The organism is Stenotrophomonas sp. 62841_Sma (assembly GCF_056482945.1).
On the sequence record NZ_CM151224.1, the window covers coordinates 4299077 to 4320335 of the forward strand.

Below are 21259 nucleotides of genomic sequence, written 5' to 3' on the forward strand. Positions count from 1 at the left end.
ACATGCTCGACTGCTCTTTGCAGGGAACCAACGCGCTTCTCGCGCAAGTCGATCATGGCTCGACGCTACAGAAGAGCGGTATCCACGCGTGGCGTGGATCTACGGCGGACATTGAGTAGAGTCGAATCAACGCACTGCGCGGACTGGACCAGTTGGCGTACCGGGTGCAACCCGATGGGCCCGCGACACACGCCGGGGAGGCTTGGTTGCAACGTCCTGCAGCCTGTCCAGCAGCGGGACCGCCGTGCCGGTGCGCTCGGCAAGCCAGCGCACGACCTCGGGCTTCTCCATAGCCAACGACAGCAGCATGGTTGTGGCATCGTCGGGATAGGTCGTCTCGTTCTCGTAGCGGGAAAACGCGATCGCGCCTTTTCCAAACAGCGTGGCCGCTGCGCGCTGGGTCAAGCCGTAGCGGCGCCGGAACGCCAACACATCCTCGCCCAGCAGCAGCCCGCCGTAGTGGGCGCGCCGTGCGGCAAGTCGTCTCAGGTTCTCGATCTGCTGTGCGGCGCTGGTTGCCGTAGCGCCGCATGCGGGGCACTCCATCGCCAGCAGTTCGACGACCACAGGATTGCCGCGCGGAGTGAAGTGCCGTTCGCGTGTGGATGCCACCAGCGGTGCCTGCTCGCAGGCGGGACAGAGTCGGGACGTGGCTTTGTTCATGGCGCGCTCCAATGAAACGCATGATGCTCTACAGATGGCAGCTGAGAAATACGAGCCGCAACGTTCCACACCGGCCAACAGAAAATTTCAGGTAATAGTTGATGTCGGATCGGTTCATCCGGCACTTCTGCACATCGTCATAGCGAACTGCGTAGGCGTCACATGGATGCCAGGTGCCCAACTGGTCCCTGCACCACTCTGATCCCCTATGGTCCTCCGCTTGCAGGCACAGCAGACAGTCCAGAAGGTCGCCCAGCGTCCAGCGAAGGTTTTCCAGATCTCTCTGTGCTTTGCGGGTAGCCACCCAGACATCGTCAGGCTGCAACCCGCCTGTGCGCACGCATTCCTGCAAAGCCAACAGATCAATCAAGGGAGATCCGCGAACATTGATCGTTCGGCGCGACCTGCCGCATTCCGTTGGCTGCGGCAACTGCGCCGGATCGACCCTCCACAGCTCGGGCCTCAATTTATCACCGTGATAAATTTCGTCAAGTCCATGACTTGCCTTCCGCTTCTGCCGCCGTGGGTTGGCGACTCCCGGAAGGACAACCGTGAGCCATAGGCGGAACGGTCGGAATGGGCGTTTGCGGCAGGCCAGGCGTGACAAACGCAAGGCCCGCCTGCTGCGCGGAAATTTTTCAGCGAAATCAGTGAAGTATGGTTCTGATGGATATCTGCCAGAAGCAGGCTCATCAGTAGCCTGAAGCGCGCTGGCGGCGCTGATGTGGCCTCCAGCGGGTCGTAGCCGTCATTGCCGGGGACGGCGAATCGTCCACGCATGGCGTGGATCTACTGCCACCCCGGCGATGTACCTGGCGCTGTCGCTCATGCGCAGCGCCAGGCGCATCGCCGGTGCAGATGGGCCGGTCTCCAACTCCGACCGGCCCTGATCGCGGCCGCACCCCCGCAGGCGCTGGCCGCCATCCACACACGTGCCGCACTCAGGCGGCTTCCATCAAGCTGCTTCGGATACCTTCACGTCGCGACGGGCGCGCACGGCCGCAGCCAGTCGCTCCAGCACCGTCACGGTGGTGTCCCAGTCGATGCAGCCATCGGTGATGCTCTGCCCATAGACCAGCGGCTGGCCTTCCACCAGTTCCTGGCGGCCACCGACCAGATGGCTCTCGATCATCACGCCAACGATGCGCTGTTCGCCGTCTTCCAGCTGAACGGCGATGTCGTCGATCACCTTCGGCTGGTTCTCCGGGTTCTTCAGGCTGTTGGCATGGCTGGCGTCGATCATCAGGCGCGTCGGCAGCTTGGCCTTGGCCAGCACCTGGCAGGCCTCGGCGACACTGCCGGCGTCGTAGTTCGGCTGCTTGCCGCCGCGCAGGATCACATGGCAGTCCGGGTTGCCGGTGGTCGACACGATGGCGGTGCCACCCTGCTTGGTGACCGACAGGAAGTGATGCGGGTTGGATGCCGCACCCACGGCATCGGCCGCAATCTTCACGTTGCCATCGGTGCCGTTCTTGAAGCCGACCGGGCACGACAGCCCCGAGGCCAGCTCGCGATGCACCTGGCTTTCGGTGGTGCGTGCGCCGATCGCGCCCCATGCCACCAGGTCGGCGATGTACTGCGGCGAGATCACGTCGAGGAATTCGACACCGGCCGGCAGGCCGAGTTTGTTGATGTCGCGCAGCAGGCCGCGGGCGATGCGCAGGCCCTTGTCGATCCTGAAGCTGCCGTCCAGGTCCGGGTCGTTGATCAGGCCCTTCCAGCCCACCGTGGTGCGCGGCTTCTCGAAGTACACGCGCATGACGATTTCAAGTTCTCCGGCCAGCGCGTCACGCAGCGGCTTCAGGCGCTGGGCGTACTCGATGGCGGCCTTCGGGTCGTGGATCGAGCACGGGCCAACCACCACCGCCAGGCGGTCGTCACGGCCATGCAGGATCTGGTGCAGGGCCGCGCGCGAGGCGCTGACGGTGTCGGAGGCTTCATCGTCACAGGGCAGCATCGCCAGCAGCTGGGCAGGCGGTGTCAGCGGTTCGATGGTGCGGATACGCAGGTCGTCGGTGTGCGGGGGCATTGCGGGAGATCTCCGGAACGTTGGGGGTCCCCAGCGTGGCGGCATGAAAAAAGCCGCCAGGTTCGCTGGCGGCTTTCGGGAATGCGTCTGAAGCTTTCTTCAGGGTGAGCGCAGTCCTTCCTCCGCCAGTGGCTTCGGAAAGTAATACCAGTAAAAGCGGGCGGCGGCTGCGTTCATGGGATCTATTGATAACACAGCTTTTGCGCAGTGCAAAATGTTTCATCCGCAACTGGGGACGCGGTTCAGCGAGGTGCGCACCAGCCATGCCTACGCGGCGGCAGCCACGCGAAGTTGCTCATTTACCATGCACTTCCACATCCAGCAGCAGGCCCTCATGGATGTCGGCCCAGCGCTCCAGCACGCGGTCCAGCTCCTGCCTGGCTTCGTCCAGCTGCTCGGGGTTGAGCAGGGAACGCGCGGTGTAGAGGTCGGAAACCAACCGCCGCAGGGCCGATTCCTGGATGGCCACCGACGGCCCCTCCAGGCCCGGCAACTGCAACGCCGGGCTGTCGCCAAGAGGGCCGAACAGCGTGACCTGGAGCGTGCTCTGCATGATCGACTTCCCTGCGGATGGACATGGGCAATGCACTGTTTACCGTGTCTGGGTGACAGGCGCATGTGCCTCCCATGCCGAGGCCCGGGATCTGCCGGCGTCTGCCGCCCCGCTACAGGGCGGCCAGGTCGGCCAGGTGCTGGGCCATGCTGTCCATCGCGCCTACCGCATGGGTGGTGGTGAAGTACGCATGCCAGCCGGTCGCGGCGATGCCGGCCACCAGCGCATCGACCTCCTCGCGGCTTGCACAGCGCCAGACCGCATAGAACTGCTCATCGCTGCCGTGCGGTACGTCCGTGGCAATGCGGCCCATCGCCAGCGGCGTGATGCGGGCTGGATCGAACTGCTGCATGCCGGCGCCAATACGGGCGAAGAAGGCATTCCGCTGCTCGGGCGGGAGTGCGGTCCAGGCAGGTGTGGCGGTGTAGAGCTCGATGAAGGTGTGCGACATGGTGGTTCGTCCTTGAGGTTTACGAGGTTGCGCGGTTGCCGGCCAGCGGCCGGCACTACCGGAACGAGCGCAGTGCGCGTTTGCGGATGTAGGCGTTGGCGTCGCTGTGGCGCTCGTGCTGCCAACGCGTGCACAGCTCGCGCAGCCACTGCGGCTGAGTCTTGCCGGCGTCATTGAGCCAGTTGCCGACCGAATCCTGCACATAGCGCTCCGGGTCGTCAGCCAGTGCTTCCAACATGGGTAACGCAAGTTCCGGATGCTGCTTGAACAGTGCGATATGCGTGGCCCAGACACCGCGTGGGCGCAGCGCTTCACAGGCAAAGCGGCGCAGGCACGGCGATGTTTCCTGTGTCCAGGGTTGCAGGTACTCAAGCGCCTGCATCGGCGCGGCAACGATGTCCGTGCGTAGCGCCAGCCACGCCCATTCGCGCACACCGAAGTGTGGGTCATCGGCCAGCGTGCGCATCTGCTGCAGCTTCTCTGCCAACGTTGCGCGGGCATCGCTGCCGACCAGATAGCAGGCCCAGCCACGCACGGTATCGGAGCTGTGATCCTGCCAGAACTCAGGCGCACCCTGCCCCGCCTCACGCAGCAGTTGCGCGGCCAAGGCCATGCGCAGCGTGATGCCCTTGCCTGAGGCATCCCGCATGCGTTGCAGCGCTTCCGGTGCAAGCGCAGGCGCCACCACCTGCAGCAACGCGGCGAAATCCACTGCCAGGCATTCGGCCAGATGGGTGGTGGCAACGCGACCGGTGTTGAGTTCATGCAGGCGTTGCGCCGCAATCGCCGGGCTCATGCTGCAGACTCTCGTCCAGCATCGGTGTGCTGCCAGACCTTGTGCAGCAACCGCGACAGCTGCTGCTGTTCATCGGTATCCAGACCATTGAACAGGCCACCGATCCACTGTGTGTGCTGGTCAAACAGTGTCTCGGCCAAGCGTTTTCCCCGTGCGGTCAATACGATCTGCAGGCGACGGCCATCCTCAGCATCGCTGCGACGCTGCAGCAGTTCTTCGCGCTGCAGGCCATCGAGCAGGCCGCTGATGGTGGCGCGGGTGACGCCTGCGCGTTCGGCCAGCTCGTGGGGCGGTAGCGTGCCACCGGCCCCATGCAGCAGGAACAGCACGATGAAGCGACCCTCACTGAGCCCGTGTGGCGCCAGCCGGGTGGCGCAATCGTGGTCGATGGACGACGACAACGACAGCAGCTGGAAGCACAGGCGCAGCTGCGCGACGTTGGCGTGGCCGCGTCGCTGCGCCTCATCCATCAGGGCATGGTGCTTGGCTTCGATCATCTCGTGATGAGCATATGATTAGGCGCCTAATCATATGCCATCCCCTTCGGCGTGGCTACCAGTCCATCACCTTCGCCGCCGGCCCCGGATGCGACGGGAACAGCGGCAGTACCTCCTCGGCCAGCTCCTGCAGCACCTCGCCGGCAGGCCGCTCGGCGAACTGGATCCCCAGTGCGGCATGGTTGACGCCGGCCCGCTGCCAGGCCTGCAGCAGATCGATCAGGCCCTTGCGGCCGGTGCGCAGGGTGAAGCCACCCCGCAACGGCATGCGTGGATGATCCGGATCGTCCACCAGGTCGATCCATTCGTTGGTCATGTGCGGACGGAAGCCGCCGTCCAGAATCAGCGCGCGCCAAGCGCCGATCTTCGCGGCCAGCCGCTGCGGACCAGCGTTGTCATGGGTGGCCTCTGGGTAGGTCAGCCAGCCATCGGCATGCTGGCCGATCCATTCCAGTGGCTGGCGTGCGCCACCGGTGACGATCAGCGGAACGCGGCCACTGACCGTGGGCGGCAGCAACTGCACGCCCTGCTCGGCACCGGCATGTGTCATCCGCCCATCCGTGCCCGGCTGCAGCCAACGGCGCATCTCGTTCATTGCGGTGGCGAAACGCTCTCCGCGCGCCGCGTGCTCCAGTCCATAGGCCGGGAACTCCAGCGGTCGATCACCGGACGCCACACCCATCACCAGCCGCCCACCGGACAGCTGATCGAGCGACGCCGAGGCCTTGGCCAGATCGATCGGATGGCGCAGTGGCAGCACCACGCTGCCGGTGGCCAGGGCCACGCGCTGCGTGCGCGCTGCCAGCCACGCAAGGTAGGTGAATGGATCGAACAGCTGGCCTGCATCACCGAACAGCGGATCGAACAGCGGCACGTCGCGCACCCATACCGCGGCAAAGTCGTGGCGGTCGATCTCCTCCACCAGCCGCGCCTGGCCCTGCAGCACGGCCATGTCGCCCTGGTAGAAGCGCAGCGGCAGGTAGATGCCCAGGGTCAGCGCGTCGGCGCGGAACATGCGCTGGTAGCCCGGGTGCGTGGCAAAGACCGGCGCCGACGCGCCCGGCACTGCAATGGAATCGTTCATATGCGTCGCCTCCTTACGGTCCGGTGGCCGGCTCGGGCAGCTGCACGCCGCGCTGTACCGCAGGGCGTGCGGCAACCCGTGCGTACCACGCATCCAGATGGCGATGCCGCGACAAATCGATGTCGATGATGCGGGCGATGTACAGCCAGCCGAAGTGGGCGATGTCGGCAATCGAGTAGTGATCGCCAGCCAACCACTCGCGTCCCTGCAGGCGCTGGTCGAGTACGCCGAACAGCTCGTCGCTCAGGCGGCGGTAGCGTTCGATTGCCGCGGAATCGGGCTGTTGTGCGAAGTGCTCGAAATGCACGCGCTGGCCGAGGATCGGGCCGACGCTGGCGGCATGGAACATCAGCCAGGTCAGCGTCTCCCAGCGTGCAGCCGGTTCGGAAGGCAGCAACGCATTGCCCTGTTCGGCCAGGTACATCAGGATCGCCGCCGATTCGAAGACAACGATGCCGCGCGCGCGATCTTCCAGCACGGGAATGCGGCCATGCGGGTTGAGCCGCAGGAAGTCGGGATGGCGATGTTCGCCATCGGCGATGTGGACGTGGTGAAGGCGATAGGGAAGACCCAGTTCTTCCAGTGCGATGGTGGCCTTGAAGCCATTGGGAGAACTGTCGGAGTACAGGTGCAGCGAAGGTTCGTTCATGGGAATCCTGGACGGCAGGGAGCGACGGCATGCATCGGCCGTTGAAGGTGGCCGGGCGATGCGGGAACGGGCGCTGCAGCAGCCGTGCAGGCAGTCTAGGAAAGGCCTGCGTCGCGGGGAAACGATGTCTTCTGCACGGGGAGTTGAGCGGGGCTCAACGTGCGCGACGCGCGCGCGACAGCCTGCAGTGCGGTCGATATGCTGTCGCAGCGCGGCGCGTGCCGACGCGGTTACAGGAGAGTTGAGATGGGTGCGGTGCTGCCGCTGCTGGGCCTGCGGGCCTTCGTTGAAACCGGCCGACATGGCAGCCTGACCGCCGCCGCCGATGCGATGGGGGTGACACCTGGTGCAATCAGCCAGCAGCTTCGACAGCTGCAGGAGCGGCTGGGCGTGAGCCTGTTCGACCGCACCCGGCATGGCGTGGTGCTCAGTGCAGCCGGCGCGCGTGTGTATCCGGAGCTGCTGCAGGCCTTCGACCAGATCGCACAGAGCCTGCAGACACTCGAACGCTGGGAAACGCGGTGCACGCTACGCATCAGCGCGGCACCGAGCTTCGCCGCACAGTGGTTGGCGCCGCGACTGGGCGGGTTCAGTGCGTTGCATCCGCAGGTGGACGTTCAGCTGGACTCGAGCGCGGCGTTGGTCGACCTGCGCCGCGACGGCGTGGACATCGCGATCCGTCATGGACTGGGCCGCTACCCTGGCCTGCATGCCGAGCATCTTCTGGCGCCGGTACTGCTGCCGGTTGCCAGCCCTGCGCTGCTGGCCAGCGCGCCTGCCGTGGGTACAGTGCAGGATTGCCTGCAGCTGCCGCTGCTGCAGGACGCCGACCGCAGCGACTGGCGGCTGTGGTTCCAGGCACTGGATCTGCCCGGCGATGAACGACTGGAGCGCGGCCCTGCGTTCGATGACGACCTGTTGCTGATCCGCGCGGCGGTGGCCGGGCAAGGCATCGCCCTGGTGCGCGACATCCACGCGGCCGAAGAACTCGCCAATGGCCGGCTGCAGGTGGTGATCGACCAGCCCTGGCCACAGGCCTTCGCCTACTACGCGGTGACGCGTGCGGACGGCGAGGCCAACGCGGCGATACCTGCTTTCATGACCTGGTTGCATGCAGCACTGATGACGCCGCAGGAAGCAGGCACACACACCCTGCAGGACGCAGGATAAGCCGCTCGAAAAGCGATGCCATTGCAGCCGGCCACAAAAAAACCCCGCCTTGCGGCGGGGTTTTTCATTGCGGGGCAAATGCGGGGACTTAGAAGTCCATGCCGCCCATGCCACCCATGCCGCCCATGCCACCGGCGCCACCCATGGCCGGCTCGTCCTTCTTCGGAGCTTCGGCAACCATGGCTTCGGTAGTGATCATCAGGCCAGCGATCGAGGCCGCGTTCTGCAGCGCCGAACGGGTCACCTTGGTCGGGTCCAGGATGCCGAACTGCAGCATGTCGCCGAACTCGCCGGTGGCGGCGTTGTAGCCGAAGCTGCCGGTGCCTTCCTTGACCTTGTTGATGATGACCGACGGTTCTTCACCGGCGTTGGCCACGATTTCGCGCAGCGGGGCTTCCATCGCGCGCAGGGCGATCTGGATGCCGTGGTTCTGGTCTTCGTTGGCACCCTTCAGGCCGGCCAGTGCGGTGACCGCACGGACCAGGGCCACGCCGCCGCCCGGGACCACGCCTTCTTCAACGGCTGCACGGGTAGCGTGCAGGGCGTCGTCGACGCGATCCTTCTTTTCCTTCATTTCGATTTCGGTCGAAGCACCGACCTTGATCACGGCAACGCCACCGGCCAGCTTGGCCACGCGTTCCTGCAGCTTCTCGCGGTCGTAATCCGAGGAGGTGTCCTGGATCTGGGTCTTGATCTGGCCGACGCGTGCGTCGACGGCAGCCTTGTCACCCACGCCATCGATGATGGTGGTGTTCTCCTTGGAGACCTGCACCTTCTTGGCGCGGCCCAGGTCCTTGATGGTGGCCTTTTCCAGCGACAGGCCCACTTCTTCGGAGATCACGGTGCCGCCGGTCAGCACGGCCATGTCTTCCAGCATCGCCTTGCGACGGTCGCCGAAGCCCGGTGCCTTGACGGCCACGACCTTGACGATGCCACGGATGGTGTTGACCACCAGGGTCGCCAGCGCTTCGCCTTCGACTTCTTCGGCCACGATCAGCAGCGGCTTGCCGGCCTTGGCGACGCCTTCCAGCACCGGCAGCAGGTCACGGACGTTGGAGATCTTCTTGTCGTGCAGCAGGATGAACGGGTCATCCAGGTCAGCGGTCTGCGACTGCTGGTTGTTGATGAAGTACGGGGACAGGTAGCCGCGGTCGAACTGCATGCCCTTGACCACGTCCAGCTCGTTGTCCAGGCCCGAGCCTTCTTCAACGGTGATCACGCCTTCCTTGCCGACTTCCTTCATCGCGTCAGCGATGATCTGGCCGATCGACTCGTCCGAGTTGGCCGAGATGGTACCGACCTGGGCAATCGCCTTGTCGTCGGCGGTCGGCTTGGAGATGGTCTTCAGCTCGGCAACGGCGGCCACGACGGCCTTGTCGATACCACGCTTGAGGTCCATCGGGTTCATGCCGGCGGCCACGGCCTTGGCGCCTTCGCGGATCAGGGCCTGGGCCAGCACGGTGGCGGTGGTGGTGCCGTCGCCAGCGTCGTCGTTGGTGCGGGAAGCAACTTCCTTCACCATCTGCGCACCCATGTTCTCGAACTTGTCAGCCAGTTCGATTTCCTTGGCGACGGAGACGCCGTCCTTGGTGATGGTCGGTGCGCCGAAGCTCTTTTCCAGCACGACGTTGCGGCCCTTCGGGCCCAGGGTGGCCTTGACGGCATTGGCGAGAACGTTGACGCCGCGCACCATGCGCGAACGGGCGTCTTCACCGAAACGAATATCCTTGGCAGCCATTGCAATTACCTCATTGGTAGCGCCGGACGATGCCCGGCGGCTGGGATTTGGGGATCAGGTTGAAACAGGTCGCGCCGAGGCTCAGCCGATGACGGCGAGCACGTCGTCTTCGCGCAGGACCTTGTACTCGACGCCTTCGCTCTTGTACGAGCTGCCGGCGTACTGGCCGTAGATGACCTTGTCGCCGACCTTCAGCGACGGCGCGCGCACGCTGCCGTTGTCCAGCGGCTTGCCCGGGCCGACGGCCACGACTTCACCCTTGGTGGACTTTTCCTTGGCCGAATCCGGAATGACGATGCCACCGGCGGAGATTTCGTCGGCTTCGATCGGCTTGACCACAACGCGGTCGTGCAGCGGCTTGATGCTCATGAGAGACCTCTTAAGTTATTGATTGGTCTGAAAAAGTCTGGCGATGTTAGCACTCACCCCAGGTGACTGCCAGCATTGCTCGCGAAAAAGCCCGATGAATCGGGAGCAGGACAGAGATGGAGCTGGCCCCGGACCTTTCAAGGCCGCTCGCGGAAAAAATTTCACTGCCCCGGGCCCACTCGATCTGCGCCCATGTGAAGGCCTGGATGCCGGTGCAACGCGGCAACCCTGTCTCTGGAATCCTCGACTTTTGGTGACTCGCGTCGCACTGTCAGATATCTGACGTTCATTTACGACAAAGTGTCACTGGATCGGCCTTAGGCTCGGCCGCGCATTCCCAATCACAAGGAGTAGTCGATGCGATTGCTGTCCCCGCTTGCCGCCGCCTGCCTGCTGGCGCTGGCCGCCGCGCCGGCCCAGGCCGAGGTCTTCATCAACGAACTGCACTACGACGACAGCACCGCCGCCGGTGACGTCGGCGAAGCCATCGAAGTGGTCGCTACCGCGGGCGAGGACCTGTCCGGCTACCGCCTCTATCTCTACAACGGCAGCAATCCTTCGGCCGCCACGGTCTACGCCAACAATCCGGTCCCGGCCGGCACCGCCGCGGGTTGCGGCAGCGCCACCCTGGCCGTGGTCAGCTACCCGACCAACGGCCTGCAGAACGGCCCGAACGACGGCATCGCCCTGGTCGATGCCAGCGGCAAGGTGGTCCAGTTCCTCAGCTACGAGGGCGCCATCACCGCCTCCGGTGGCCCTGCCGCCGGCATGACCAGCCAGAACATTCCGGTGGCCGAGACCAACAGCACGGCCCCGGGCACCTCGCTGCAGCTGACCGGCAGCGGCAGCCAGTACGCCCACTTCACCTGGGCCGAATCGGCCAAGCAGACGTTTGGCAGCTGCAACAACGGCCAGACCTTCAGCGGGGGTGGCACCCCGGGCCCGAACACGCCGCCGTCGGTGTCCACCACCACCCCGGCGCAGGGCAGCAGCACCTTCCCGGCCGCCGCCGACCTGGAAGTGGTGTTCAGCGAGACGGTGAACCTGGCCAGTGGCGCCTTCGCCCTGAGCTGCGGCACCTCCGGCAGCGTGCCGCTGACCTACCCGGCCAGCGGCCGCAGCGTGAAGCTGTCCACCAACACCGCGCTGGTGGCCGGTGAAGCCTGCCGCTTCGACATCCGCGCCGCACGCATCACCGACCTGCAGGGGGCGCACCCCGCCGCCGACAGCCGCATCGCCTTCACCGTGGCCAGCACCGGCGGCAATCCGGACCCGGGCAACCCGGGCGTGCCGGCCGGTTACTACTCCAAGGTCAATACCAGCAGCCCCAGCCAGCTGCGCTGCTCGCTGCACGCCACCATCAAGGGCCACACCGCCTACCCGTACAGCGGCTCGGGCACCAGCACCTGGACCATCCTGGAAATCGCCGACGAGGATCCGAACAACAGCGGCAGGATCCTGGATGCGTACCGCAACCGCAGCTACGCCAAGGTGACCGACCGCGCCGGCAGCGGCGGCGGCCTGAAGTACAACCGCGAGCACACCTGGCCGAACTCGCTGGGCTTTGCCAGCACCACCGGCGACAAGGGCCTGCCGTACGCGCCGTACACCGACACCCACATGCTGTACCTGACCGACGCGCAGTGGAACGCCGACCGTGGCAACAAGCCGTTCGGCAAGTGCGACGCCAACTGCGGCGAACGCGCCACCGAGGCCAACAACGGCCAGGGCGGCGGCAGCGGCGGCTACCCGGGCAACTCCAACTGGGTGCGCACGCCGGACGGCAACACCGGTACCTTCGAGGTGTGGGGCAAGCGCAAGGGCGACATGGCGCGTGCGGTGATGTACATGGCGATCCGCTACGAGGGCGGCAAGGATGCGGCCACCGGCCAGTCCGAGCCGGACCTGGAGCTGACCGACGACCGCAGCAGGATCGTCAAGACCAGCAGTTCGCCGGCCTACATGGGCCTGCTCTCGACGCTGATCGACTGGCACCTGTCCGATCCGCCGGATGATGCCGAGCGTGCCCGCAACGACGTGATCTACAGCTTCCAGGGCAACCGCAACCCGTTCATCGACCACCCCGAGTGGGCGACCCCTGGCCTGTTCACCTCGGCCAAGCCGACCTCCTGCCAGCTGGCCAACTGACCGCGCAACGCAGCGGTCCACTGCCGCCGCCGGGCCCTGACCCGGCGGCGGCCCTATACTCGACGGTCATGTCGACCATCGATCCCGTCCTGCTGCTGTTGACCACCTGCCCGGACCGGGCCAGTGCCGAGCGCATCGCGCACGCGCTGGTCGGCGAGCGCCTGGCCGCGTGCGTGACCCGCCTCGATAGCGCGCAGTCGACCTACCGCTGGCAGGGCGAGGTGACCACCGACGCCGAGCTGCAGCTGCTGGTGAAAACCACCGCGAGTCGCGTCGATGACGCGATTGCCCGGATCGTCGAACTGCATCCGTATGAACTCCCGGAGTGCATTGCGGTCGAAACCCGGGCCGGCCTGCCGGCGTATCTGGACTGGATCCGGGCACAGACCCGGGAGGACACTGATTGAAGACTCTGTTTGCGCGCGGCGCCGCCTTGTGCGCCCTGTTGTGGCTCTCGCTGCCGGCCTTCGCGCTGGATGAGAAGGACCTGCTGCCGGTGGACCAGGCGTTCGCGCTGACCGCCAGCGCCCCCGAACGGGGCCAGGTGCAACTGCAGTTCAAGATCGCACCGGGCTATTACCTGTATCGCCACCGCACCAGCGTCAAGGCCGACCCGGCCTTCAATGCCGGCGCGCTGCAGATGCCCAAGGGCGACAAGCACCACGACGATTTCTTCGGCGAAGTCGAAACCTATCGCGAACGCCTGCAGGCCACCCTGCCCGGCACGCCGACCGACGCCGCCGGCACCATCAGCCTGGAAGTGCGTTACCAGGGCTGCGCCGATGCCGGTGTCTGCTACCCGCCGCAGAAGCGCGTGGTGCAGGTCACCCTGCCGGGCGCCGGTGCGGCGGCCGCGGTGCCTGCCGCGCGTGCCGGTGCGGCAAGCCCGTTCAACAACCCGCTGGCCGGTGCCGGCAACAGCGGTGGCCTGCGCCTGCCGGGCGCGGCCAGCAACAGCCAGGCGCTGCCGCTGCCGTCGGAGCAGGCGTTCGGCTTCGACGCCATCGCCAGCGACGGCAATACCCTGCTGCTGCGCTTCAGCCCGGCGCCGGGCTACTACCTGTATCGCGACCGCACTTCGGTGAAGCTGGACGGCAGCACCGGGGTGCTGGCCGACAAGCTGCGCTGGCCTGCCGCACAGTCGCATCGCGACGAACACTTCGGCGATGTCTCGGTGTACTTCAACCAGGTGGAAGTGCCGCTGCCGCTGCGCCGCTCCATCGCCGATGCGGTCGACAGCACTCTGGTGGTGACCTTCCAGGGTTGCCAGACCGATGGCATCTGCTACCCGCCGATGACCCGCCGGGTGAAGCTGTCCATTCCGGCCGGCAAGGTCAGCAGCAGTGCCGACCAGGCGCCACCGCGCAATGAGGTGATCAGCCCGCTGCCCGCTGCCAACGGCGCACCACGCGAAGCCGCCAACGGCGCACCGCTGCGCCTGCTGCCAACCGTGCCCAATACGGATGCAACGACCCCTGCTGCAGGTGACGGCACCGCCAGCCGTGAGTTCGCCGCCGATGCACAGGGTGACAACGCGCTGCGCACGCGACCGCCGGTGACCACGCCGAATCCGGACCGTTCGTTCGTATGGGTCCTGCTGCTGGCGCTGGCCGGTGGCCTGGTACTGAACCTGATGCCCTGCGTGCTGCCGATCCTGTCGCTGAAGGTCCTGAGCCTGGCGCAGAGTGGCGAAAGCCCGCAGCGCGCGCGCAGCCATGCCCTCTGGTACACGCTGGGCGTACTGGTCGCGTTCGCGGTGATCGGTGCGTTGATGGTTGGCCTGCGCGCGATCGGCAACGCCGTCGGCATCGGCTTCCAGCTGCAGCACCCGGGCGTGGTGGCGGCGCTGGCCTACATCATGTTCGCGGTGGGCCTGAGCCTGTCCGGCGTGTTCACACTGGGCGGCGGCATCGGCAACCTCGGCCAGTCGCTGGCCAGCCGCAGTGGCCCGGCCGGTGATTTCTTCACCGGTGCGCTGGCCTGCGTGGTCGGCAGTGCCTGCGTCGGCCCGTTCATGGGCGGCGCGATTGCCTACGCGTTCATTGCCCCGCCGCTGAAGGCGATGACCGTGTTCCTGTTCCTCGGCCTGGGCCTGGCGCTGCCGTTCCTGCTGATCGGCTTCGTGCCGGCACTGGCGCGCCGCCTGCCCAAGCCGGGCCCGTGGATGGAAACGCTCAAGCACGTGCTGGCCTTCCCGATGTATGCCACCGTGCTGTGGCTGCTGTGGGTGCTGGGCAAGCAGCGCGGCGTGGACGGCATGGCGCTGGTGCTGGGTGGCCTGCTGCTGCTGGCCTTCGGTCTGTGGCTGTTTGAACGCAACCGCTGGACCGGCTCGCGCGCCGTCACCCTGCTCGGCGTGCTGCTGGCGATCGGTGCACTGGTTCCGGCCTGGGGCGTGACCCAGCTGGCAGCGCCGGCGCGTGCCGCACAGGCGGCCACTGACAACGTGGTCGAATACTCGCCGCAGCTGCTGGATCGCCTGCGCGCCGACAACCGCGTGGTGTTCGTGAACATGACCGCCGACTGGTGCGTGAGCTGCAAGGCCAACGAGCGCGCCGTGCTGTCGCGCCCAGAGTTCAAGGAACTGCTCAAGCGCACCAACGCGGTGTACATGCGCGGTGACTACACCAACGTCGATCCGCAGATCACCACGTTCCTGGAAGAGCACAAGGCCGTGGGCGTGCCGCTGTACGTGGTGTACGGCCCCGGCGCACCGCCGACCGTGCTGCCGACCCTGCTGACCCAGGCGGTGGTCGAGGAAGCGCTGCTGCGCACCGCACGATGAAATGGCAACGGCCAGCGCTGCTGTGGACAGCGGTGCTGGCCGCCGGCCTCGGCCTGTGGGCCGGGCATCGATTGGCTCCCGCGCCGGCTGCGCCTGAGGCCATGCCAGCGGCGCCTGCGGTGGCGGCGGTGGCACCCGCCCTGCAGGTCGGCGACAGCCTGCCCGCGCTGTCGCTGCCCGATCTTGAAGGCCGACCGCTGGACCTGCGCCAGCACGCTACCGGCCGCCCGCTGTTGATCAATGTCTGGGCCAGCTGGTGCGCGCCCTGCGTTGAAGAAATGCCTGAACTGGCGCGCTTTGCCCACACCCAGGGCGACAACGGTGTGCAGGTTCTTGGCCTGGCGCTGGATACGCCGGAAGACGTGCGCGGTTTCCTGCAGCGGGTACCGGTGGATTACCCGATCGTGATCGAGACACCCGGGCCACGCGATGCCAGCGTGCAGCTGGGCAATACGCAGGGCCTGCTGCCCTACAGCGTGCTGTTCGATGCACAGGGCCGGCTGGTGAAGGCGAAGCTGGGACCGTTCGCCCACGGCGAGATCGACAGCTGGGTGAAGTGAGGGTTCGGCAGGGCTGCGCCCTGCACCTGCCGAGGCCACAGCAACAGCCAAAGCGGCCCTGCAGTGCTGAGAATTGGGCGGGGCGGTGTGAGGCTGCAGGACACGCCGTAAACCCGTCCATGGGGGCTCGATGGCGCCATCCATGGCGCCAACGGTCCTGCAGCCCCACACCGCCCCACCCCCGACAGATTCCCGGTGCTTTTCGGTAGGTGTCGACCTTGGTCGACACATCCGTCAGATATCGAATGAAATTCTGGGGTCAGATCCCCAAGAGCATTTCCAACAGATCGCGGAAATCTGTCGAAGGCGGGGTGGGTCCGGTTGAGGGGGCGTGAGCGCCATGGATGGCGCGACCGAGGCTACATGGACGTATTCACGCCGTCCCCCGCAACCGGACCCACCCCGCCTCCTCACAGGAAACCCGCTGTTGCTTCGGCTGTTGCTTCTGAGGTTGCCGGCCAGCGGCCGGCACTACCGCGGGTGCCGGGCGCCGCCCGGCCGATATCCCCTGCTTGACCGCAGCCGGGGCGCCACGGAGAATTCCGCGACTAATTCTCATTTGCTGTTGCGCAGGATGCGGGCGGCAGCCTTCCAGGCCCTCCTCCTTCGATGTTCAAGAACGTCCTGTTCCAACTGCACTGGCTGCTGGGCATCACCGCCGGTGCCGTACTGGCCGTGATGGGCCTCAGCGGCGCCGTGCTGTCCTTCGAGGATGAACTGCTGCGGGCGGCCAATCCCGGCTTCGCCGAGATCGCCGAGCACCATGCCGACGGCCAGCTTCCGCTTGAACTCAGCGAACTGGTGCCGCTGCTGCAGGCCGGCAGTGATCGCCCCCTGCAACGCCTGCGCGTGGATGCCACCGGGCAACGGCCCTCGGTGGCGCGCTTCGCCGGCGGCAAGAAACACTGGGTCTACTTCGATCCGTACACCGGCGAGCGCTTCAGCGCCCTGCGCGGGCAGGCGTTCTTCGATTTCGTCGAGGATCTGCATCGCCACCTCGCCGCCGGCGAGCGCGGCAAATGGATCACCGGCAGTTGTGCCATCGCGCTGCTGTTCTTCACCCTGTCCGGGCTCTACCTGCGCTGGCCGCGGCGCTGGTGGCACTGGCGCAGCTGGCTGGCGGTGGAATGGAAACGCAGCGGCCGTGGCTTCCTGTGGAGCCTGCACTCGGTGGTCGGCACCTGGGTGCTGCTGATCTACCTGATGAGTGCGCTGACCGGCCTGTGGTGGTCGTTCGACTGGTATCGCAGTGCCGCCAACACCCTGCTGGGCGTCGCACCGGCCGCCAAGCACAAGGTCGCCACCGACGCCGCCCTGAACCTGGAACGCATCGAAGCCACGCTGTACGCACTGCCCGGCGTGCGCACCGGCTACATCGACCTGCGCCTGCCGGAGAAGCCGGGGCAGGCACTGAACGTGCGGGTGATGGCCGGTGATCCGTCGCAGCGCGGCGGCCAGCATGACCGCGCGCATGATCTGCTGCAGCTGGACCCAGGCACGGGGGCCACGCTCGATGCCCGCCCCTATGCGCGCCAGGGCGCCGGCGCGCAGCTGGCCACCAGCGTGTTCGCGCTGCACTCGGGCAGCTACTTCGGCGTGCCCGGGCGTGTCGTGGTGATGCTCAGCAGCCTGGGCATGAGCCTGTTCTTCATCACCGGCTGGATGCTCTACCTGGACCGCCGCCGCAGCCAGCGCGCCGCGCGTGACCTGCGCCAGTCGCTGCCAGCAACGCCTGCCGATGGCGGTGGTACGCCGTGGCTGGTGGTGCATGCCAGTCAGAGTGGACTGGGAGAACAACTGGCATGGCGCGCCGCCGCGCAGCTGCAGGCGTCCGGTCATGCGGTGCAGGTGCTGCCACTGGCCCGCGTCGATGCCGCGCAGCTGGCACGCACCGCGCAGGTGCTGTGGGTACTGAGCACCTTCGGCGACGGCGAGCCACCGGATGCGGCGCGAGGCGCTGCACGACGGCTGATGGCACAGACACTCGACCTGTCAGGCCTTCAGTTTGGACTGCTGGCGCTGGGTGACCGACAGTACCCGCACTACTGCGGCTTCGGTCGCCAGGTTGATGGCTGGCTGCTCGGCAACGGCGCGCGCCCGTTGTTCGACCGCATCGAAGTCGATGCCGCCTCGGTAGCGGCCTTGCGCCAATGGCAGCTGCAGCTGGGCGCGCTGACCGGCATCGTCACCGATGACAGCGTGCTGCCGGCGGCCACGCAGATGCATGAGTGGCGGCTGCTCGGCCGCGACCGGCTCAATCCGGGCAGCATCGGTGGTGCCATCTGGCGCATCCGTCTTGCGCCACCGGCCGACGTGCAGTGGCAGGCGGGCGACATCCTGCATATCGCGCCCCGGCACAACGCACGGCACGCCAGCGCCGTGTTGAAGGCACAGGGGTTGGATCCGCTGCAGCCGCTGCTGGTGGACGGCCACCCACGCACCCTGCTGGCGCTGGCCAGTGAACGCGAGCTGCCCGAGGCCGACGCCGCGCTGACGGTGCAGGATGCCTGCCTGTGGCTGTCCGGATTGCCAACGCTGCCCGGACGCGAATACTCCATCGCCTCCTCCACGAGTGATGAAGTGGTGGAACTGGTGGTGCGCCTGGTGCATGACCTGTCGGGTCGAGCCGGGCTGGGCTCGGGCTGGCTGGCGCTGCATGCCCCGGTCGGTGCCAGCATCGTGGCCCGTGTGCATCGCAACCCCGGTTTCCATCGCATTGGCGGTGTGCCGATGGTGCTGATCGGCAATGGCACCGGCATCGCGGGTCTGCGCAGCTTGTTGCGCGAAGCTGCCCATGCAGGCGAACACGGGCACTGGCTGCTGTTCGGTGAGCGCCAGCGCGCGCACGACTTCCTGTTCGCCGACGAGATCGAAGCGTGGCAGGCCGATGGCCATCTCGCGCGGGTGGACCTGGCGTTCTCGCGCGATGGCGAAGGTGGTTACGTGCAGGATTGCCTGCATGCCGCCACCGATGCGCTGCGCGAATGGATGCAGCGTGGCGCGGTGATTCATGTCTGCGGCTCGCTGCAGGGCATGGCCGAAGGCGTGGACCAGGTGCTGCGCGCTGCGCTGGGCGATGAGGTTGTGGAAACGCTGCTGGAGACCGGGCGCTACCGGCGCGACGTGTACTGAGCCAAAAGGGTAGTGCCGGCCGCTGGCCGGCAGGATCATCGACGGTGCCGGCCAGCGGCCGGCACTACCGGAGCGGGATCAGGCCGCAGCGCGCGCCTGTGGCATCGACTGCAGACGGAACGCGCCCACGGCTTCTGCCAGGGCATGCACCTGCGCCTGCATCTGCGCGGTCGAGGCCCCCGCCTCTTCCACCAGACTGGCGTTGCGCTGGGTACTGGCCTCCATCTGCACGATGGTCTGGTTCACCTGGGCGATGCCGGCATGCTGGTCCTGCGACGCGCTGCGGATTCCGGCCAGCAGATCCGCCAGCTGCTGCACGCTGCCGACAATCTCGCCCATCGTGGTGCCGGCCTGTTCGGCCTGCTGGTTGCCCTGGCCCACACGCGCCACCGAATCCTCGATCAATCCCTTGATCTGCTTGGCCGCCTCCGCGCTGCTCTGAGCCAGCAGGCGCACTTCGGCAGCCACGACGGCGAAGCTGCGGCCCTGCTCTCCGGCACGCGCCGCTTCCACTGCTGCGTTGAGCGCGAGAATGTTGGTCTGGAAGGCGATGCCATCAATCAGCTGGGTGATGTCACCGATCCGCCGTGAGGCTTCGCTGATGCCATGCATGGTTGCCACCACCTGGCCGACCGCCTCGCCGCCACGCTGGGCCACTGCCGCCGCGCCCTTGACCAGCGCATCCGCACGGCCCGCGGCATCGGCATTGCGGCCAACAGTGTCGGTCAGCTCGTGCATCGACGCTGCCGTCTCTTCCAGGTTGGCCGCCTGCTGTTCGGTACGCTGCGACAGATCATGGTGACCGGCGACGATCTCACCAACACCGGTGTCGAGGCTGGACGTGGCCTGCTGGATGCGGGTGACGATGCGGCCCAGTTGCGCGACGGTGGCGTTGGCATCATCGCGCATGCGCGCGAACACGCCCTGCAGTTCACCTTCCATGCGCACGCTGAGGTCACCTCGGGCCAGCGCGGCCAGAAGCGCCTGCAGATCGCCAAGGTTGGTCTCGAAGGTGGTCAACAGGCGATTGATGCTGGTCGACAACGTACGCACAAAGCCCTGCTTCCCCTCCAGCGCGATGCGACCGTGCAGGTCACCGTGCGCGGCCGCGTCGACCAGGGCTGCCACTTCGGTTTCCAGCAGGGTTTCCAGCGCGCGACTGCGCCATTCCACCGCCACGCCGAGGAAATGCCCCTCGTCGACAATGGGATTGACGACCAGCTGATAGCGCACACCGGAATGGCCGATCTCGCGTTCTTCGCGTTGTCGCACGCCGGCCAGGCTTACCAGTGCCGGATGCAGGCGCACCGCATCGCTCCCCACCAGATCTTCAACCTGGAGTTCAAACTGCTCCAGCAGCGCCGGATTGGCGTACGCCACCAGGCCTTCGGCATCGACCACCATCAGCCCGGTCTGCGCACTGTCCAGCGCCTGGCGCACGCGGGTGTTGCCGCGCGCCACAGCACGTTCGGTCTCGATGCGCGCGCGCAGGCGCTGCTGCATGTCGACCAGGCGTCGGGCCAGCTGGCCGATCTCATCGTTGGCGTTGTAGACGCGCAGAGTGGTGTCGAGGCGGTCGTCGGCGATGTCGCTGGCGAAACGCAGGGTGTCCTGGATCGGCTGGCGCACCGCACGCAGCACCAGCACCAGGCTGGTGATCAGCACGCCGGCCACCAGCAGCAGGGTCAGTGCGAACAGCACGCTCATCGTGCGCGCGCCGACCTGCTGGCGCGCCTGCACCTTGGCCAGCGCTGCCACCTGCGCCTGCTGGAAAGCGGCAAGCGCCGGCGCTACGCCCGCGGCGGTATCCAGCAGCGACTGCGCTTCCACATCCAGGCCGACGCGGGCCGCGGTATACCCCAGCAGGGCGCCTTGATAGCCCTCCATCCCGGTGCGCAGGGCGTCCTGCGCATCCGCGGGCAGGCCCGCCAGCGCGAGGTCGAACGGCAGCTTTTCCTCGCTGGCGCGGTCGGCGTGGGTGGAATCACCGTCAAGCAGCAGCAGGGCCTCCTGCCTTCGCATCTTCTGCAGGGACAGCGCCAGCGACGGCCGCTGCAGCGCATCCACCTGCGCCTGCAGGGTTTCGGCGGCCTGCTGCAGCTGTGCAGCGAGGCCGGCCTCACCGCGGCCCATCTCGTCGACCCGTTCGAACAGGGCGGCGACACCCTGCGAGAACGCGTCGGCCGATTCGGTCAGCACCTGCAGCGCCATGCGCCGGCCGGCGTCCATCGGCATCGCGCGAAGCGCCTGCAGGTCAGCCTGCAGGGCCTTCTGTGTTGCCAGCAACTGGCTGCGGTCAGCATCATCGAAACTGCGTGCATACTGGGTCTGCAGGCGGCGCGCTTCGGCCACCCGCGTGGACAGGCTGGCAGCCAGATCGCTGCCGCGCTGGTAGCTGGCCTGGCTGCGCGCGGCCAGGGCGTTGGCATGGCCAGTCCAGGCGTAGACAGCGGCGATCGCCACCAGCCCCAGGCCACAGACCCACAGGGTCGCCTTGAGCTTGTTGGCCACGCTGAGCCGGTGTGGTTGCAGCCACAGCAGCAGGCCGGGGGACGCCGAGCGCAACGTGGCAAGACGCGTGCGCAGGGACCGGAGGTGGGGGACAACGGCCGACATGACAGACTCCAGGCGGAAA

General features: G+C 66.8%; 17 protein-coding genes. 6 read left to right on the top strand and 11 right to left on the bottom strand.

What is annotated here, in order from left to right:
• Positions 1-126 precede the first annotated feature (126 nt).
• From ACZK5G_RS20035 to ACZK5G_RS20070, 8 genes are all read right to left on the bottom strand, one after another.
• Positions 127-663 carry a type II TA system antitoxin MqsA family protein gene (locus ACZK5G_RS20035; protein ID WP_121504288.1) on the bottom strand — a complete coding sequence of 179 codons (537 nt, stop codon included), beginning with the start codon at positions 661-663 and terminating at the stop codon, positions 127-129.
• Between the two features lie 955 nt (positions 664-1618).
• Positions 1619-2692 carry a 3-deoxy-7-phosphoheptulonate synthase gene (locus ACZK5G_RS20040; RefSeq protein WP_049449006.1) on the bottom strand — a complete coding sequence of 358 codons (1074 nt, stop codon included), beginning with the start codon at positions 2690-2692 and terminating at the stop codon, positions 1619-1621.
• Positions 2693-2987: 295 nt separating this feature from the next.
• Positions 2988-3245, bottom strand: a complete 258-nt coding sequence (locus ACZK5G_RS20045; protein WP_005411217.1) for a hypothetical protein — start codon at positions 3243-3245, stop codon at positions 2988-2990.
• 112 nt (positions 3246-3357) lie between these two features.
• Positions 3358-3696 (bottom strand): DUF6616 family protein, encoded by a 339-nt coding sequence (locus ACZK5G_RS20050; RefSeq protein ID WP_049400985.1) that lies wholly within the window; start codon positions 3694-3696, stop codon positions 3358-3360.
• Positions 3697-3751: 55 nt separating this feature from the next.
• Positions 3752-4492, bottom strand: coding sequence for a DNA alkylation repair protein (locus ACZK5G_RS20055; RefSeq protein WP_478464539.1), 741 nt, complete (start codon positions 4490-4492; stop codon positions 3752-3754).
• Positions 4489-4989 (bottom strand): MarR family winged helix-turn-helix transcriptional regulator, encoded by a 501-nt coding sequence (locus ACZK5G_RS20060; RefSeq protein WP_121504282.1) that lies wholly within the window; start codon positions 4987-4989, stop codon positions 4489-4491. Before ACZK5G_RS20060 ends, ACZK5G_RS20055 begins: the two co-directional genes overlap by 4 nt.
• Positions 4990-5044: 55 nt before the next feature.
• Positions 5045-6073: an LLM class oxidoreductase gene (locus tag ACZK5G_RS20065; protein WP_478464541.1), complete on the bottom strand. Its 1029-nt coding sequence runs from the start codon at positions 6071-6073 to the stop codon at positions 5045-5047.
• A gap of 13 nt (positions 6074-6086) precedes the next feature.
• On the bottom strand, positions 6087-6722 hold the full coding sequence (locus ACZK5G_RS20070) for a glutathione S-transferase family protein (RefSeq protein WP_478464543.1): 636 nt from the start codon (positions 6720-6722) through the stop codon (positions 6087-6089).
• A gap of 246 nt (positions 6723-6968) precedes the next feature.
• Here ACZK5G_RS20070 and ACZK5G_RS20075 point away from each other — a divergent pair, with 246 nt between their 5' ends.
• Positions 6969-7892, top strand: a complete 924-nt coding sequence (locus tag ACZK5G_RS20075; protein WP_478464545.1) for a LysR substrate-binding domain-containing protein — start codon at positions 6969-6971, stop codon at positions 7890-7892.
• Positions 7893-7980: 88 nt separating this feature from the next.
• On the opposite strand, the gene groL is transcribed toward ACZK5G_RS20075, so the two are convergent.
• Together groL and ACZK5G_RS20085 are read right to left on the bottom strand one after the other, a co-directional pair.
• Positions 7981-9630, bottom strand: a complete 1650-nt coding sequence (gene groL / locus ACZK5G_RS20080; RefSeq protein ID WP_014038666.1) for a chaperonin GroEL — start codon at positions 9628-9630, stop codon at positions 7981-7983.
• An 81-nt stretch (positions 9631-9711) separates the two neighbouring features.
• Positions 9712-9999 (bottom strand): co-chaperone GroES, encoded by a 288-nt coding sequence (locus ACZK5G_RS20085; protein WP_006396661.1) that lies wholly within the window; start codon positions 9997-9999, stop codon positions 9712-9714.
• Positions 10000-10356: 357 nt separating this feature from the next.
• On the opposite strand from ACZK5G_RS20085, the gene ACZK5G_RS20090 reads away from it, so the two are divergent.
• From ACZK5G_RS20090 to ACZK5G_RS20110, 5 genes are all read left to right on the top strand, one after another.
• Positions 10357-12147, top strand: a complete 1791-nt coding sequence (locus tag ACZK5G_RS20090; protein ID WP_478464546.1) for an endonuclease — start codon at positions 10357-10359, stop codon at positions 12145-12147.
• Between the two features lie 68 nt (positions 12148-12215).
• Positions 12216-12554, top strand: coding sequence for a divalent-cation tolerance protein CutA (cutA, locus tag ACZK5G_RS20095; protein WP_478464547.1), 339 nt, complete (start codon positions 12216-12218; stop codon positions 12552-12554).
• Complete coding sequence (locus ACZK5G_RS20100) at positions 12551-14932, top strand: protein-disulfide reductase DsbD family protein (RefSeq protein ID WP_478464548.1); 2382 nt, start codon at positions 12551-12553, stop codon at positions 14930-14932. The genes cutA and ACZK5G_RS20100 overlap by 4 nt, the downstream gene beginning before the upstream one ends.
• Positions 14929-15492, top strand: a complete 564-nt coding sequence (locus tag ACZK5G_RS20105; RefSeq protein ID WP_107433205.1) for a TlpA family protein disulfide reductase — start codon at positions 14929-14931, stop codon at positions 15490-15492. The genes ACZK5G_RS20100 and ACZK5G_RS20105 overlap by 4 nt, the downstream gene beginning before the upstream one ends.
• A gap of 609 nt (positions 15493-16101) precedes the next feature.
• Positions 16102-18624 carry a PepSY domain-containing protein gene (locus tag ACZK5G_RS20110; RefSeq protein WP_478464550.1) on the top strand — a complete coding sequence of 841 codons (2523 nt, stop codon included), beginning with the start codon at positions 16102-16104 and terminating at the stop codon, positions 18622-18624.
• A 78-nt stretch (positions 18625-18702) separates the two neighbouring features.
• On the opposite strand, the gene ACZK5G_RS20115 is transcribed toward ACZK5G_RS20110, so the two are convergent.
• Entirely contained in the window at positions 18703-21240 is a 2538-nt protein-coding gene (locus ACZK5G_RS20115; protein WP_478464551.1) for a methyl-accepting chemotaxis protein, read from the bottom strand.
• Positions 21241-21259 lie beyond the last annotated feature (19 nt).

Coding starts and splice junctions, on each gene's coding strand:
- ACZK5G_RS20035 (WP_121504288.1), bottom strand. CDS start 663: ATGAACAAAGCCACGTCCCGACTCTGTCCCGCCTGCGAGCAGGCACCG.
- ACZK5G_RS20040 (WP_049449006.1), bottom strand. CDS start 2,692: ATGCCCCCGCACACCGACGACCTGCGTATCCGCACCATCGAACCGCTG.
- ACZK5G_RS20045 (WP_005411217.1), bottom strand. CDS start 3,245: ATGCAGAGCACGCTCCAGGTCACGCTGTTCGGCCCTCTTGGCGACAGC.
- ACZK5G_RS20050 (WP_049400985.1), bottom strand. CDS start 3,696: ATGTCGCACACCTTCATCGAGCTCTACACCGCCACACCTGCCTGGACC.
- ACZK5G_RS20055 (WP_478464539.1), bottom strand. CDS start 4,492: ATGAGCCCGGCGATTGCGGCGCAACGCCTGCATGAACTCAACACCGGT.
- ACZK5G_RS20060 (WP_121504282.1), bottom strand. CDS start 4,989: ATGATCGAAGCCAAGCACCATGCCCTGATGGATGAGGCGCAGCGACGC.
- ACZK5G_RS20065 (WP_478464541.1), bottom strand. CDS start 6,073: ATGAACGATTCCATTGCAGTGCCGGGCGCGTCGGCGCCGGTCTTTGCC.
- ACZK5G_RS20070 (WP_478464543.1), bottom strand. CDS start 6,722: ATGAACGAACCTTCGCTGCACCTGTACTCCGACAGTTCTCCCAATGGC.
- ACZK5G_RS20075 (WP_478464545.1), top strand. CDS start 6,969: ATGGGTGCGGTGCTGCCGCTGCTGGGCCTGCGGGCCTTCGTTGAAACC.
- groL (WP_014038666.1), bottom strand. CDS start 9,630: ATGGCTGCCAAGGATATTCGTTTCGGTGAAGACGCCCGTTCGCGCATG.
- ACZK5G_RS20085 (WP_006396661.1), bottom strand. CDS start 9,999: ATGAGCATCAAGCCGCTGCACGACCGCGTTGTGGTCAAGCCGATCGAA.
- ACZK5G_RS20090 (WP_478464546.1), top strand. CDS start 10,357: ATGCGATTGCTGTCCCCGCTTGCCGCCGCCTGCCTGCTGGCGCTGGCC.
- cutA (WP_478464547.1), top strand. CDS start 12,216: ATGTCGACCATCGATCCCGTCCTGCTGCTGTTGACCACCTGCCCGGAC.
- ACZK5G_RS20105 (WP_107433205.1), top strand. CDS start 14,929: ATGAAATGGCAACGGCCAGCGCTGCTGTGGACAGCGGTGCTGGCCGCC.
- ACZK5G_RS20110 (WP_478464550.1), top strand. CDS start 16,102: ATGTTCAAGAACGTCCTGTTCCAACTGCACTGGCTGCTGGGCATCACC.
- ACZK5G_RS20115 (WP_478464551.1), bottom strand. CDS start 21,240: ATGTCGGCCGTTGTCCCCCACCTCCGGTCCCTGCGCACGCGTCTTGCC.